Below are 253 nucleotides of genomic sequence, written 5' to 3'. Positions count from 1 at the left end.
GCCGACAGGCTGCCGCCCGCGCCGACCGCCAGCGTGCTGCCGCCGCCGATCGTCGTGCTGCCGGTGTAGGTGTTCGCGCCCGACAGCGTCGTCGTCGACGGACCGTTCACCGCGAGGTTGCCGCCGCCCGAGATCGCGCCGCCGAGGCCGAGATCGTTCGCACCGCCGACCGTCAGCGTCGACCCCGCGCCGAGATTCACCGCGTTGCCGAGCGTCGTGCCCGGCGTGCTCGCGGCCAGCGTGCCGCCTGCAC

The 253-nt window shown here is 75.5% G+C and carries 1 protein-coding gene; it reads right to left on the bottom strand.

All coding sequences use genetic code 11. The annotated features are described in order from the left end of the window. The coding region (locus AAEY80_RS14710) for a hypothetical protein (RefSeq protein WP_350588623.1) at positions 1-253 on the bottom strand (253 nt) is incomplete at both ends.

The organism is Psychrobacter sp. 78a-MNA-CIBAN-0178 (assembly GCF_040309625.1).
Taxonomy (GTDB): domain Bacteria; phylum Pseudomonadota; class Gammaproteobacteria; order Pseudomonadales; family Moraxellaceae; genus Psychrobacter; species Psychrobacter okhotskensis.
The sequence above is the reverse complement of the archived record's forward strand: the minus strand, read 5'-3'. Positions and strand labels throughout refer to the sequence as shown.